Genomic DNA, 13351 nt, shown 5'->3' with positions numbered 1-13351 from the left:
AGTGTGTTTTTCTTCCTGGCGCGTTGAAGCACGGCGCTCCGAGATCCAGATGGTCAGCCGGATCTGTCCTTGTCGTCATAACCCGGTCAATCCCCCATGCGAGCCCGCTCATTGCGACAGATCGTCGTTGCGGAAGGCCCGGGCCCGAGGTGACAATGCGTGGAGGTGCCGGGTGGTCGTCCCGGCGAAGTGTTGGAGGCGCTGCTTGTGAACACCGCATCGCGGTGCGCCTCGCTGTGCGCGCCAGACGCTGACCACTTCGCTTCGCCCACCGGCTGACCTGCTTCGTTCACGGTGGGCGCTTCCCCGCATGGGAGACCACCGTAGTGCCCGAAGACTTCTTGACGGGTGATCGCCGTCCTCTGACAGCGGTCCTCGCCGCCAACCTCGTCTCGATCACCGGAAGTTGCCTCACATACATGGGCGTGCCGTGGTTCGTGCTGCAAAGCACGGGCAGTGCCGCCAAGGCCGGGATCGTCGCGTTCTGCACACTGCTGCCCGCAGTGCTCGCTGCGCTCGTGAGTGGTCCGGTCATCGACCGGATGGGGCGACGGCGGGTGAGTGTCGCCTCGGATCTCGCCTGCGGCATCGCGGTTGCGGCGATCCCGCTGCTGCAGTTCGCCGGCATCTTGCAGTTCTGGATGCTGTGCGTGCTGATGGCGATGACAGGGCTGTGCCGTTCGCCGGGTGAGACGGCCCGCGGCGTACTGTTGCCCACGCTCGCCGAACGCGCCGGAATGCCGCTGACCAGGGCTGCCGGGCTGTACGACGGTGCGGCACGCTGTGCGGCGCTGACGGGATCGGCTCTCGGAGGTGTGCTGATCGCCGTACTCGGTGCCGAGAACGTCCTGTTGGTGGATGCCGCGACCTTTGCCGTGGCCGCGCCGCTGTTCGCGTTCGGGGTGCGCGGTCTGCCCGAGGCACAGGCGCAGCAGCAGGCTGCGCCGGGATCGCTGCGTGCCTACCGTCGTGAACTGGCTGAAGGCTATCGCTTCCTGGCGGCCAAGCCGTTGCTGCTGGGCCTGTGCCTGATGACGCTGGTCACCAGGGGACTTGACCAGGGATGGAGTGCCGTACTCCTGCCCGTGCATGCCCGTGAGGAGCTTGATGGTTCCATCGATCTCGGTCTGCTGAACGCGGCGTTCGGCATCTGCGCACTCACGGGGGCGCTGATCTACGGGGCGGTGGGCAGCCGCTTTCGGCGGTGGCCAGTGTTCACGATCGCGTTCCTCATTGTGGGCCTGCCGCGCTTCGTGGTGGCCGCCTTCACCGACACCTTCGCGCCGCTGGCCGTGATCATGGCGATTGAGGGTCTCGCCTGCGGCGTGCTCAACCCCATCATGGCCACAGTGACGTATGAGACGGTGCCGGAGAACCTGCGCAGCCGCGTGCTGAGTGCGACGACAGCCTCGGTCCAGCTGGTCACTCCCCTGGGAGGGCTGGCTGCGGGCTTCCTCGTGGATTCGGCCGGCCTGTCCTCCACGCTGCTGACGGTTGGCGGCGCGTATCTGCTCGCCACGCTGTGCCCGGTGATCTTCCCGGTCTGGAGAAGGATGGACGGTACCGGTTCTCCCCGCGACAGGGCGGAGGGCTCGCTGCCGCAGGGTTCGGGGGCGAAACGGGTGTAGTCATGGAGACGGCCGTTTCGGCGCTGCTCAGAAAACCTGACGTCGGTGCTCCCCGTCGCGGAACTCAGGCGGGGGCCCGGCCTTCTTCGTCCACCTGTCGGTGCGGGGTCCTGTGCGGGCCCTGCGCGCGGCCGCCACGGAGCCGGCGCTGGCCGGCTTCCAACGCGACGTCCCCATCCTGGCGGCACCGCTCATCGACCTGCTGCAGGGCGGCCCTGCAGAGCCCGTATGGCACCCCGCCCAACACCCCGGCAGCACCCTCAGCTGGGGCCACTCCCCGGGCCTGTAGACAGGGCTTGCGCATTCCCTGCGCACCACGGTGCAACGGCTACGCACCACCCCGACCACAGCAGGTCACAGCGCAGCACAGCCAGTTGAGCCCTTGCGTGCGGGTCAGCGGCCGAGGCGGCAGGTGTTCCAACCGCGGCCGTCTCGTATCAGAGTACGGAGCGTAAGCTCTTGTCCGTTTCGTCGTTGAGGTGGGACACGGACCGCTGATCGCGGGCGAGGGATGGACCTCAGGCGCCGGGGCGGGTGAACAGGCCAGGTTCGGGTTCGACGGGGATGCCTCGGCTGACCAGGGGTTTCAGTTTGGAGCGGATACCTTCGGTGTTCTTCGGGAGGATCGGCAGGTCGAGGGCCTGGCACAGCGCGCGGGCGGGCGGCAGAGCACTGCCCCGAGCGCGAGGCGGCGGCCTCGTGACGCCCCAGCCGTACGGAGCCCTCGGCCGCTGCCGGCCCGCGGACAGATCTACGTCGTCGCGTCCACCGACAGGTTGCCCTGATCGTCTTTGATCTTCACCTTGACCCAGGCGTGGCCGCTGCTGTTGCCGTCGCCGACGCCGACGACATTGCACTCGAACTCCCGGCCCCCCTCGACGGTGATGGAAGCGGGGCAGACCACATCGTCGATGGTCGGAGTCTTCGCGAAGGCGTCGTCGGTATCGACGGCGTTGAGCACGGCTCGCGCCAACGCATCCTGATCCAGGACGCGTTGCGGCTGCACGACAGGACTCCCAGCCAGCAGCATGATGGTGACAGTGAGCACACAACAGGCGATCACGGCCAGGGAGAACGCGATGACGCCACGGGCGAAGCTGCGTTGATCGGTCACGCGGACAGTCCTATCGAAGCTGCCCATGCTCAGACAACCCCCGACTGCTCCTGCAGGGCGCGGGCCTGGTGGCGCAACTCGGTCCGGGCCGCCGGCATGCGTCCGGGTCCGGTCCAGCAGGGGTGCCACCACAGCCGGATGGACAGCCACTGCCGCCGACGGCGCAGCACGGTGGTCCGGGCCGGGTAGGTCGGGTGCGGCCACGGCCGGGTGCGGCCAGGGCCTCATAGGTGCGGTGCCAGTCAGCTCGGAGCTGCATCAGGTGTGGGGAAAGAGGGTCGCGTGCTCCATGCACACCATTAGGTCACGTGTTTGATTTTCTGGCCAAGCCTGGCGGGCAGCTTCATCCCTCCTGGTGACCGGTGTCCTGTGCCATCGCACCCTGAGCAGATGCCAGCGAAGTCTGACCACAGGCCAGCTCGAGTCATCGAAGTTTGATTTGCCATGGTCACAGCAGATAATGAGCGGCTCTGGGCCGCTTGAGAGGATCGGGGCATGGCGGACTCACCCATGAAGATCAATGCCCTCATCGTCGACGCCACAGACCCCGAGCGGCTCGCTGTGTTCTGGTCCGAACTGCTTGGCAGGCCGGTGGTGGGCCGTATGGGCCCATACGTCTGGCTGCGGCGGGAAGACGGCCTGGGGCTGGGCTTTCAGCAAACGGCGGAGCCGAAGTCGGGCAAGAACCGGATGCACTTCGACATCACCTCTCCCGATCCCGCCGCCGAGCAGCAACGGGTCGAGCTGCTCGGCGGGAGCAGGCTGGAGCAGTACGCCGACGGCGGGTTCCTGGTGATGGCGGATCCCGAGGGCAATGAGTTCTGCATCATCCCCGAGGGTCCCTTCGAGCTCGACGACGAAGGGCGCGCGAACTACCTCAGCTGATGGCTCGACTTCGATGGCACACGCTCAACCTTCCGCGGCACAGGACGACCGGCCAGGTTCCCAGCCGGCTCGGGGGCCACGGTGCTGCACATCCCACCACGGCCGAGGCCGGCCTGCCGTATCCGACAGCCAGAGAGATCGTCGAGCACACTGCCGCGTATAGACGTGTCCGACCCCTTGCGGATACGCGAACACAGTGGGGGCCCGAGCAACCCTGACCGGCTCGGGCCCTCACCCATGCCCGGCCACACCTGCCGGACCAGGCGCGGCAACATCTGCCGTCGACGCCGCTGCCGCCATGGCCCGGGGCTGGTCGGATGGCGGGAGCGGCGTCCGGCCGGGGGCGTGGCGTGACTGCCCGCCCTGCGTGGTACGGCTGATTGCCCTGCCGGGAGGACTCGACATGCTTTGGAGAGGTTCAGAAGCCGGTGGAGGTGGGGCGTACGAGGCGGCTCTGGTAGGCGATGACGACGAGCTGGGCACGGTCGCGGGCGCCGAGTTTGGTCATGGCGCGCTGGATGTGAGTGCGGACGGTGAGGACGGAGAGGACGAGTTCTTCGGCGATCTGGTCGTGAACGGCGCGAGGCTGACCAGCCGAGCAGGCGACGGCGGGCACGTAGCCGACGCCGCGATGCGAAGGCACCAACCCGTCTTGCACTGATTCGGTTCGCTCACCGATGAGTTTCGTTCTGCCGGATGGTCCAATCCGGCACAACGAAACGAATGGAGAGCCCGATGGGCAAGGCGCACTTGCATCCGACGACTCACATCGCCCGTCGCATGTTCGAGCTCTTGGAGCCGATCTGCCTGGTGACCTACTGCGCCGACGAGTGCAACGAGGAGCTGGCCGCACTCGGCCACCGCACCTACTGGGACGGCTACTTCGCCAGCCGCGCCGCACCGCTGGGGCGTGTGCCGGCGCAGGTCGTGCACGCCGCGTTCTACAACTTCGCCGACGGGGAGGCCGCACGGCACATCCCGAGCGCGTGGGAGACAATCCCACCCGAGGCCTCCGTCGCCGCGCGGGAGCGGGGCAGCACGGCCTCCCTACGGCGGATCCTCGGCGAGGCGCTGGCCAGCTCCCCGGGCTTGGCACGCGCCGCCGACCTGACCACCAAGGCCGCGACGAGCGCCCCCACACAAGGCCGGGTGATGTACGCCGGGATGCGCACCCTGCCGGTGCCGAGCGACCCAGTTGCCCGGCTGTGGCATTCCGCGACCATGCTGCGCGAGCACCGCGGTGACGGACACATCGCCGCTCTCGTCGGCGCACGCATCGGCGGCACGGAGGCCCACGTGCTCTCCGCGCTGGCGCAGGGCATCCATCCACCGGAGTCGTTCGGGCGCATCCATCACCTGCCCAAGAAGCGCCTGGCCGCGGTCATGGACGGCCTGCGCGAGCGCGGGCTCGTCGACAGCGAGGGCCGGTTCACCGACGCCGGCCGCGAAACCAAGCACCGCATCGAAGCCCTGACCGACGAGCTCGCCGCCCCGCCCTACGAGGCCCTGTCTCCCGCCGAGCGCGACGAGCTGGTCGCCGAGCTCGAACCCATCACCGCAACGCTGGTGGCCGCCGGATCGCAGTGACACGCAGAGATTGACGCCACCGGGAGTGCGCCGTCCGGTCCGGCCACTCCTCGCTCCGGTGTCCGCGCCTGAGGCACTCGACCGGACCATCAGCTTCCTCCGGGTGGCGCCTCGGCTGCTGGGAGACCCGGTCCTGGGCGAGGGGACGCCCCCGGCCGGGTCATGTCGCTGAGGGGGCACGGCCAGTGATGGGCCAGTGGCCTTCCGGCGTGGGTCAGGGGGCGAGGGCATGACCCTGACCTTGAAAGCGATCAGTCCCGGTCTGCTTCGCGGGATGCCGCCTGTCCGTTTCTGCGGGAGCTTCGGCGGGTGATGCGCCTGCTCATGAGGGTGATGGCCGCCCAGGCGATCCGTGATTCGGCGTGCTGGATGAGGCGCTCGTAGTCGCGTGCGTGCCGGCAGGCGTGCATGACCCAGGCGAGGGAGCGTTCGACGACCCGGCGGCGGGGCAGGATGACGAACCCGGGGAGGCCCGAGCGGATCCCGATGTCGTCTGTCCTCGCGCCGTCCGGAGAAGCTGGCTGAGTACCTCGAGCAGGGCCCGGCGGCGCACGGTTGACGTCTCCGGGGCGACGAGGCTGATGCACCGGCTCGGCTCAGTCCGCAGGTCCCCGCGCCAGCGGGTCGCCGAGCGCGACGAGCAGGCCGTCACCACGCGGAAGGAGGCGACCTGGGAAGAGGTGAAAAGGCCCGGGCGGCCTGCGGGGGCTGAAAGGGGCGGAGGTCAGTCGGTCAGCGGCTCCGCAAGGCGCTGGACGGCACCCGGAGTACCCGTCCCGAACGGCCCTTGTATCGCCTTGCGCCGCTGCATGGTGGTGTTCGCGCAGCCGACGCACGATACGTCGGGCGCGAGTATCTCGTCCATGACAACCCGGGGGCGGGCCTCACTTCGACCGGAGCCGGGGCGACGGTCCCCAAAGCGCTCCCGGAGTGGCCGTTTGCGAGTGGCCTGCACACGAACACCCAGACCCGTTCCCTGAAGTCAACCGCAACGGCTCGGACAGCCACCACGAACGAGAAGAAGGGGGTGGTGCCGGCATGTCCTGCCGACACCACCCCCTCCTTTCTGTTCAGTTACAGCAACGGTCGGGCGGAATCCCCTCCCTTCAGGGAAGGGATTCAATCTGCCGGGCATCCGCAACTGGCGCGCCGGATGACCGTGACGGGGAGCATCATCGACACCGGGTCCTTGTCCTGGGTTCCGCCGAGCCGCCGCACCAGCAGGTCCGCCGCCGCCTCCCCCATACGCACCGTGGGCTGGTGAACGGTGGTGAGCGACGGGTGTACGAGACGGCTCAGCGGGATGCCGTCGAACCCGGTCACCACGATGTCGTCGGGGACCTTCACGCCTCTGCGAGCCAGCGCGTACAGCGCGCCGACGGCCATCTGGTCATTGGCGAAGGAGATGGCCTCCGGCAGGGGGCCGCCCCGGTCGCACAGGGCGTCCGCGGCGCGGGCGCCTTCCGCCTGCGTCATCATCGGCACCCGCAGCGCCGGTTCCTCGCCGCATTCGACGCCCGCGGCACGGCACGCCTGCCGGAACCCGCTGAAGCGGGCCTCGACATCCGGTGACTCCTCCGCGGAACCCACGTACGCGAGGCGACGCAGACCATGGTCGCTGATGAGGTGCTCGGTCAGCTGCCGCTGTCCGTCGGCGTTGGCGACCTCGATGTGATCAAGGTGGTCCAGGTGGTCGGCGCCCTCACGCGGCCCGGCGAGCATCACGACGGGCCGGCGCCGGGAGATGACCTCGAGTTCCTCGGTCGGCACGGTCCGGGCCAGGACCGCGAAGCCGTCCACGCGCCCGGCCACCTTGGCCACCAGACTCTCCGGTCCGCCCTTCAGCGATGCGGCGATCAACAGGGCGTATCCGTGGCGACGGGCAGCGCGCTCCATGCCGCGGATGATCTGGTCGGAGTAGAGCATCGCCGCGTCCTCGTCCTCCGCATCGGCCGCTTCCGCGTCCGGGTCGGAGTAGTCGGGGAAGCACAGGCCGAGAACCCCGGTGGAGCGGCTGGCGAGCCCCCGTGCGTTGCCGCTGGGCACGTAACCGAGTTCATGAGCCGCTGCCAGGACCCGCTCTCGGGTCTGGGCCCGCACCGAGTCGGGGTTGCGGTAGACACGGGAGACCGTGGCGATGGACACGCCGGATCGTTCGGCCACGTCGTACACGGTGGGGGCGGTGGTCATCGGCAGGTTCCCCCTCTTTGGTCACTGCGCATGCACATTGCGATGAAAGCGCATTCATGCTAGGGCTTGACCAGGTCAAGGGGCAAGTGCGTCCCGCATCGGCCGACGATCCAGGAGATGCCGGCTCCGCCGAGGACCGTGGTGACCTGTATCGCCGGCCGAGGCTCAGTCGGCGGCCTTGTCCGGCTTGTCGAGGAGGGCCAGCTCCTCCTCGGACAGGCGCAGGCTTCCGGCGGCGATGTTCTCCGCGAGGTGCGCCGGGTCTGTGGTGCCGGGGATGGCCAGTACATGCGGACCGCGGTGGAGGGTCCAGGCGAGCCGTACCTGGGCCGGCGTCGCGTTGTGGGCGCGGGCGACGGAGTGGACGCGCGCGTCGTGCTCCTGACCTGCGGCTGCCTCGCGCCGCAGGCCGGAGACCGCGAAGAACGGGACGAAGGCGATGCCCTGCTCCCCGCACAGGTCCACCAGCCCGGTCTCGTCGGCGCGGCGCCAGTCCAGGCCGTAGGAGTTCTGCACGCAGACCACGGGCGCGATCGCCTGGGCCTCGGCCACATGCTCCGGCCCGACGCCGGAGAGCCCGAGGTGCCGGATCAGCCCGGCCTCGCGCAACTCGGCCAGAACGCCGAAGTGCTCGGCGATCGAGGACATGCCGGGGCCGCCGACGCGCAGGTTCACCACGTCCAGATGGTCCCGGCCAAGCTGTCGCACGTTCTCCTCGACCTGACCGCGCAGCTGGTCGGGGCGGGCCATGGGGAGCCACTCCCCGGAGGAATCGCGCGCCGGGCCGACCTTGGTCACCACGACCACGTCGCTGTACCGGGACGACAGGGCGCGGTTGATGAGCTCGTTCGCGGACCGCAGGGCCGAGAAGTAGAAGGCGGCCGTGTCGATGTGGTTGACGCCCTGCTCGAACGCGCTGTGCAGCAGGCCGACGGCCCTGTCGCGGTCGATCGGTGTGCCGTCGGAGTTCCCCATCATGCCGTTGCCCGTCAGCCGCATCGCGCCGTAGCCGATGCGATTCACCTCCAGGTCCCCGAGCTTCCAGGTCCCTGCTGCCGCCGCTGCGCTCACCGTGCTCCTTCGACCGTCGGTTCGTCAGGCCCTGGAGTATGGGGCCGCCACGGTGTGCTGCGACAGGTTGATCGGCTGGGCGAAACGTCACATCCCCATCGGGAACCAACCCCGGCTGCAGAACCGTTGGATCTGATGAGAGAGCGTCGGTCAGGACGTTGTGGCCTTCAAGGGTGGCGGTCGCGCAGGTACGCGCGCTCCATGCCGGACATCGCCGCCGGCACGGTGAACCGACGCCGGAAGGTCGTGCGAGCTTCAGCTCCCCGGGGCGACCGCGGCCGTCACAGGCAACCACCTCACCGCACGCCCCGGTCGGCCACCGTAGCGGTCGCTGCCCGCCGTCTTCTACTCCATCCGCGCGGAACCGGGACTGTCGTTTTCGATCCGGCTCGCGCCGGAAGTCGGCACCGGAGCGGAAAGGCCGTCCCTTCTCTCATGTCTGTCATCAGGGGTGCTCTGCGTGTTTCATGGAGGTGTGGCCTGCGGTGCGCGACCATACGGACGCGGCACAGCACATATTCCAGCCGGTGGGCGCCATGGCGCGCTGATTGTGTGGGTCGACGTACTCGGCACCAGCAAATCCAACGGCGTCGAGAGCGGCGGCCGGCAGAAGGAACACCGAGACAGGAAGAAGGACGGGCATGTCCGGCAGTGAAAGTGAGAATCCTGTAATCCCTTCACCGACGCCCACACCGACTCCGCGGCCCAGGACGAACCGGGACTGGTGGCCGAATCAGCTGGACCTTCAGGTTCTCCACCAGCACTCCCCCCGAGCCAACCCGATGGACGAGGACTTCGACTACGCGAAAGAGTTCGCGACCCTCGACGTCGACGCGCTGAAGCATGACGTCTTCGAGGTGATGACGACATCCCAGGACTGGTGGCCTGCCGACTACGGTCACTACGGGCCGCTCTTCATCCGGATGAGCTGGCATGCCGCGGGAACGTACCGCATCGCGGACGGCCGCGGCGGTGGCGGCAGCGGCGCACAGCGCTTCGCCCCCCTCAACAGCTGGCCCGACAACGCGAGCCTGGACAAGGCGCGCCGTCTGCTCTGGCCGGTCAAACAGAAGTACGGCCGGAAAATCTCCTGGGCCGATCTTCTGGTCTTCGCCGGAAACTGCGCCATGGAATCCATGGGGTTCAAGACGTTCGGGTTCGGTTTCGGGCGAGAGGACATCTGGGAACCCGAGGAGATCTTCTGGGGGCCCGAGGACACATGGCTCGGGGACGAACGCTACAGCGGCGACAGGGAACTCACCGGGCCTTTCGCCGCCGTACAGATGGGACTGATCTACGTCAATCCCGAAGGGCCCAATGGAAACCCGGACCCGCTGGCTGCCGCCCGGGACGTTCGGGAGACGTTCGGGCGCATGGCGATGAATGACGAGGAGACGGTCGCACTCATCGTCGGCGGCCACACCTTCGGTAAGTGTCATGGGGCCGTCGAACCCAGTTATATCGGCCCGGAACCGGAGGCCGCCCCCATCGAGCAGCAGGGCCTCGGCTGGCGGAACACATACGGCAGCGGCGCGGGCCCCCACGCGCTCACCAGTGGTCTGGAGGGTGCATGGACCACCGAGCCGACCAAGTGGGACAACGGCTACCTGGACAATCTCTACGGGTACGAGTGGGAGCTGACGAGCAGCCCGGCCGGTGCCCACCAGTGGACCCCTTCGAATCCCGAGGCCAGGAACGCCGTACCCGACGCCCATGATCCGTCGAAGCGGCACGCCCCCATGATGCTGACGACGGACATCGCGCTGAAGGTGGACCCGGTCTACGGCCCGATCACGAAGAGGTTCCACGAGAACCCGGACGAGCTGGCGGTGGCGTTCGCCAAAGCGTGGTACAAACTGCTGCACCGCGACATGGGACCCGTCTCGCGTTACCTCGGCCCGTGGATTCCGGAGCCGCAACTGTGGCAGGACCCCGTTCCCGCCGTCGATCACGACCTGGTCGGGGACGAGGACATCGCTGCCCTCAAGAGCAGGATCCTCGCCTCGGGCCTTTCCGTCCCCCAGTTGGTCACCACCGCCTGGGCGTCGGCGGCGAGCTTCCGCGGCACCGACAAGCGCGGCGGGGCGAACGGAGCACGGATCCGGCTCGCGCCGCAGAAGGACTGGGAACTCAACGACCTCCCCGAGGTGACCGAGGTGCTGCGCACGCTCGAGCGGATCCAGCAGGACTTCAATGTCTCCCAGACCGGCGGAACCCGGGTTTCCCTCGCCGACCTGATCGTCCTCGGCGGGTGCGCGGCCGTCGAGCAGGCCGCGAGGAACGCCGGGCACCACATCACGGTTCCGTTCGCACCGGGGCGTACGGACGCCTCGCAGGAGCAGACCGACGCGGAGTCGTTCGCCGTGCTGGAGCCCAGGGCGGATGCCTTCCGCAACTACCTTCCGGAGGGCGAGAAGCTGTCGCCGGAGACCCTGATGCTGGACCGCGCCAACCTGCTGACGCTGACCGCTCCGGAGATGACGGTGCTGATCGGTGGCATGCGGGCTCTGAACACCGGCTTCAAGGGGTCCTCCCACGGTGTCTTCACCCACCGGCCGGGAATCCTGACCAACGACTTCTTCGTCAACCTGCTCGACATGGGCACGGAGTGGAAGGCGTCGGCTACGGACGAGAACGTGTTCGAAGGCCGGGATCGCGTCACCGGGGAGGTCAAGTGGACCGGCACCGCAGTCGACCTGATCTTCGGTGCGCACTCCCAGCTCCGAGCCGTCTCGGAGGTCTACGCATCCCAGGATGCGGAAGAGAAGTTCGTACGTGACTTCGTGGCAGCGTGGAACAAGGTGATGAATCTCGACCGGTTCGACCTCGCCTGAGCCCGACGTCCCGGTCGGCCCTCATCGGCCGACCGGGACACACGCCGGATGAGGGCTTCAGCGGACCGGTTGACTCGAAGAGAGCAGCCAACTCCAGCGTCGGCGCTCCGTCACGACGGTCGCGGCGGCCAGTACGGTCACGAGCACCGCTGCCCAAGCAGGCCAGGCGAACCAGGAGGAGACCACGGCAGCGGCAAGCTGGAGCAGCACCAGGAGGACCGTGGCCCATCCCGGCACCGCGATGATCACGTTGGCCTTGTCCCCCGGGGTGGACAAGCAGGTCGGAAGACCGATCAGGACCACCACGGACAGGACGGCAAGCAGCCATGAGTGCTCGGCCAGGGCCCAGGGGGTGGCCACCCACGCGACGAGCTCGGTCGCGAACCGCAGCGCGGACGAGGTGCGGTCGTCGGGTCGTCCTGAGGTCGTCTCTCCACCGGCGGCGTCAATCACCTGCGGACGATCTCACGGCGCGGGACCGGCCGCCAGGGGTTTCGCGATGTCGCCCTCCCGAGCGACTTCCCGCACGCCGCACACGGCTGGGGCGCGGGACACAGCGTGAGGAGGCGGTCAGCGCTCCGGCAGTACCGCTTCCCCCAGCCAGTGCACCGCGGTCAGTGCCGGCTCGAGCTCGAGGCGGTCGTCCTCCAGCGGGCGGCCGCGCCGGGCGACGCGGTACTTGACGGTGTTCTTGTGCACATGCAGGCGGTCCGCCGCGGCGGCGAGGCTGCCGCGCTCCTGGACCAGCGTGAGCAGGGTCTCGCGCAGCCGGGCGGCGCTCTCGGTGCGGGCGGCCAGCTCACCCAGCGAGGTGGTCACCAGGCGGCGGTGCGGGGCAGGTCGGGCGCGAGGAGGGCTGCGGCGCGGACACCGGGGTCGGTGCAGCTCACGACCGGCGTCGGTTCGTCGCTGCCGAACGTGGCCACCCGGAAGGCCTGGAGAGCGTCCTCGTGGGTGTGCCGGAAGCCGGCCAGTCCCGGGGCGGGGCGCCGAGGGCCGCGTGCACGCGTGGTGCGAACTGGACAGCCCGGACGTGGTCATGCTGGACATCTCGCCGCCCGCGGCCGCCCGGATCGCCGGCGACCGCATGCCGGCCCGCGTGCGCCGCGCGTATCTGCGGTACCGGCACGGCCCCGGCGCCTTCAAGGTCGACTTCGCCGTCGAGGGCGGCGTGCCCTGGACGCACGAGGGTGCACGCTCGGCCGGCACGGTGCACCTCGGCGGCGGTGTGGAGGAGATGGCGGCCGCCGAGCAGGACGTGGCCGCCGGCCGCATGCCCGAGCGGCCGTTCGTACTGATCGGCCAGCAGTACCTCGCCGACGCGACCCGCTCGGCCGGGGACATACACCCGCTCTACGCCTACGCCCACGTGCCCGCCGGCTTCACCGGCGACGCGACCGAGGCGATCACCCCGCGGATCGAGCAGTACGCCCCCGGCTTCCGCGACCGGATGCTGGCCACCCACGTGCGCTCCACGACGGAGCTGAGCCGGCACAACGACAACTACGTCGGCGGAGACATCGTGACCGGCGCCAACGACCCCTGGCAGCTGGTCTTCCGCCCACGCCTGGCGCTCGATCCGTACGCCACCGGCGTGCCCGGGGTCCACCTCTGCTCCGCCGCGACCCCGCCCGGCGCCGGCGCCCACGGAATGTGCGGCTACAACGCAGCACAACACGCCCTCGCCCGACTTCAGGGACCGCCTTCCAAGATCGACAGGCGGCGGATCACGGCAGCGGGGCAACGCTTGGCGCCTCCGTGGCCGCCTCGACGGGGCCTGTGAGTGTGAGGCTGTCCATAGGAGCCAGATCACATCCTACCGAGGGTCGTAGCAGACAGACCACATCCAGCACGGTCATAGAGTCAGATAGCGGCACATTCTGGACATCTCTCCGATGTCGGGTAGTACGTCACACCTTTGCAACCCACCCCGGCCCTGGCTAAACATGGTCGTCGTTGCACGGCACCGGGCAGGACGCAAACCCACCGACCGCCCACCGGCCGGAGCAGCACGGGGCCCCGCCCCCGTGCCACCGCCCCCC

At 68.9% G+C, this 13351-nt stretch carries 12 protein-coding genes and 3 pseudogenes; 7 read left to right on the top strand and 8 right to left on the bottom strand.

All coding sequences use genetic code 11. From position 1 onward, the window contains the following. Positions 1-326: 326 nt before the first annotated feature. Positions 327-1628, top strand: coding sequence for an MFS transporter (locus IE318_RS40505; RefSeq protein ID WP_229904092.1), 1302 nt, complete (start codon positions 327-329; stop codon positions 1626-1628). Positions 1629-1740: 112 nt separating this feature from the next. After that, on the top strand, positions 1741-1917 hold the full coding sequence (locus IE318_RS40500) for a hypothetical protein (RefSeq protein ID WP_189907879.1): 177 nt from the start codon (positions 1741-1743) through the stop codon (positions 1915-1917). A gap of 462 nt (positions 1918-2379) precedes the next feature. Here IE318_RS40500 and IE318_RS40495 read toward each other — a convergent pair whose 3' ends face one another. Together IE318_RS40495 and IE318_RS46970 are read right to left on the bottom strand one after the other, a co-directional pair. Further along, positions 2380-2742, bottom strand: coding sequence for a DUF4333 domain-containing protein (locus IE318_RS40495; RefSeq protein WP_189907878.1), 363 nt, complete (start codon positions 2740-2742; stop codon positions 2380-2382). Positions 2743-2771: 29 nt separating this feature from the next. Next, a complete protein-coding gene (locus IE318_RS46970) occupies positions 2772-2912 on the bottom strand; it encodes a DUF8825 domain-containing protein (RefSeq protein WP_506005422.1) in 141 nt (46 codons plus the stop codon). Positions 2913-3237: 325 nt separating this feature from the next. On the opposite strand from IE318_RS46970, the gene IE318_RS40490 reads away from it, so the two are divergent. Then, positions 3238-3627, top strand: coding sequence for a VOC family protein (locus tag IE318_RS40490; protein WP_030187184.1), 390 nt, complete (start codon positions 3238-3240; stop codon positions 3625-3627). A 418-nt stretch (positions 3628-4045) separates the two neighbouring features. Here the strand turns inward: IE318_RS40490 and IE318_RS40485 are convergent. Beyond that, a pseudogene (locus IE318_RS40485) lies at positions 4046-4201 on the bottom strand (response regulator transcription factor); the annotation flags it as partial. 206 nt (positions 4202-4407) lie between these two features. On the opposite strand from IE318_RS40485, the gene IE318_RS40480 reads away from it, so the two are divergent. Then, a complete protein-coding gene (locus IE318_RS40480) occupies positions 4408-5214 on the top strand; it encodes an SCO6745 family protein (protein WP_189907877.1) in 807 nt (268 codons plus the stop codon). A 305-nt stretch (positions 5215-5519) separates the two neighbouring features. On the opposite strand, the pseudogene IE318_RS40475 reads toward IE318_RS40480, so the two are convergent. Continuing rightward, positions 5520-5678: pseudogene (locus tag IE318_RS40475) on the bottom strand (IS5-like element IS4811 family transposase); the annotation flags it as partial. A gap of 5 nt (positions 5679-5683) precedes the next feature. Between IE318_RS40475 and IE318_RS46920 the strand changes: the two are divergent. Continuing rightward, a pseudogene (locus IE318_RS46920) lies at positions 5684-5921 on the top strand (winged helix-turn-helix domain-containing protein); the annotation flags it as partial. Between the two features lie 412 nt (positions 5922-6333). Here IE318_RS46920 and IE318_RS40465 read toward each other — a convergent pair. Then, complete coding sequence (locus tag IE318_RS40465) at positions 6334-7404, bottom strand: LacI family DNA-binding transcriptional regulator (protein WP_189907876.1); 1071 nt, start codon at positions 7402-7404, stop codon at positions 6334-6336. 165 nt (positions 7405-7569) lie between these two features. Continuing rightward, entirely contained in the window at positions 7570-8475 is a 906-nt protein-coding gene (locus tag IE318_RS40460) for an oxidoreductase (protein ID WP_189907875.1), read from the bottom strand. A 641-nt stretch (positions 8476-9116) separates the two neighbouring features. On the opposite strand from IE318_RS40460, the gene katG reads away from it, so the two are divergent. After that, the gene (gene katG / locus IE318_RS40455) at positions 9117-11309 is read left to right on the top strand and encodes a catalase/peroxidase HPI (protein WP_189907874.1); all 2193 of its coding nucleotides are present in this window, start codon (positions 9117-9119) and stop codon (positions 11307-11309) included. Positions 11310-11366: 57 nt separating this feature from the next. On the opposite strand, the gene IE318_RS40450 is transcribed toward katG, so the two are convergent. Continuing rightward, a complete protein-coding gene (locus IE318_RS40450; RefSeq protein WP_373311429.1) occupies positions 11367-11762 on the bottom strand; it encodes a hypothetical protein in 396 nt (131 codons plus the stop codon). A 117-nt stretch (positions 11763-11879) separates the two neighbouring features. Further along, positions 11880-12128, bottom strand: coding sequence for a helix-turn-helix domain-containing protein (locus tag IE318_RS40445; RefSeq protein WP_189907873.1), 249 nt, complete (start codon positions 12126-12128; stop codon positions 11880-11882). 181 nt (positions 12129-12309) lie between these two features. On the opposite strand from IE318_RS40445, the gene IE318_RS40440 reads away from it, so the two are divergent. Then, positions 12310-13092 carry a phytoene desaturase family protein gene (locus IE318_RS40440; protein WP_373311428.1) on the top strand — a complete coding sequence of 261 codons (783 nt, stop codon included), beginning with the start codon at positions 12310-12312 and terminating at the stop codon, positions 13090-13092. Positions 13093-13351 lie beyond the last annotated feature (259 nt).

Source organism: Streptomyces spiralis, from assembly GCF_014654675.1.
GTDB lineage: Bacteria > Actinomycetota > Actinomycetes > Streptomycetales > Streptomycetaceae > Streptomyces > Streptomyces spiralis.
The sequence above is the reverse complement of the archived record's forward strand: the minus strand, read 5'-3'. Positions and strand labels throughout refer to the sequence as shown.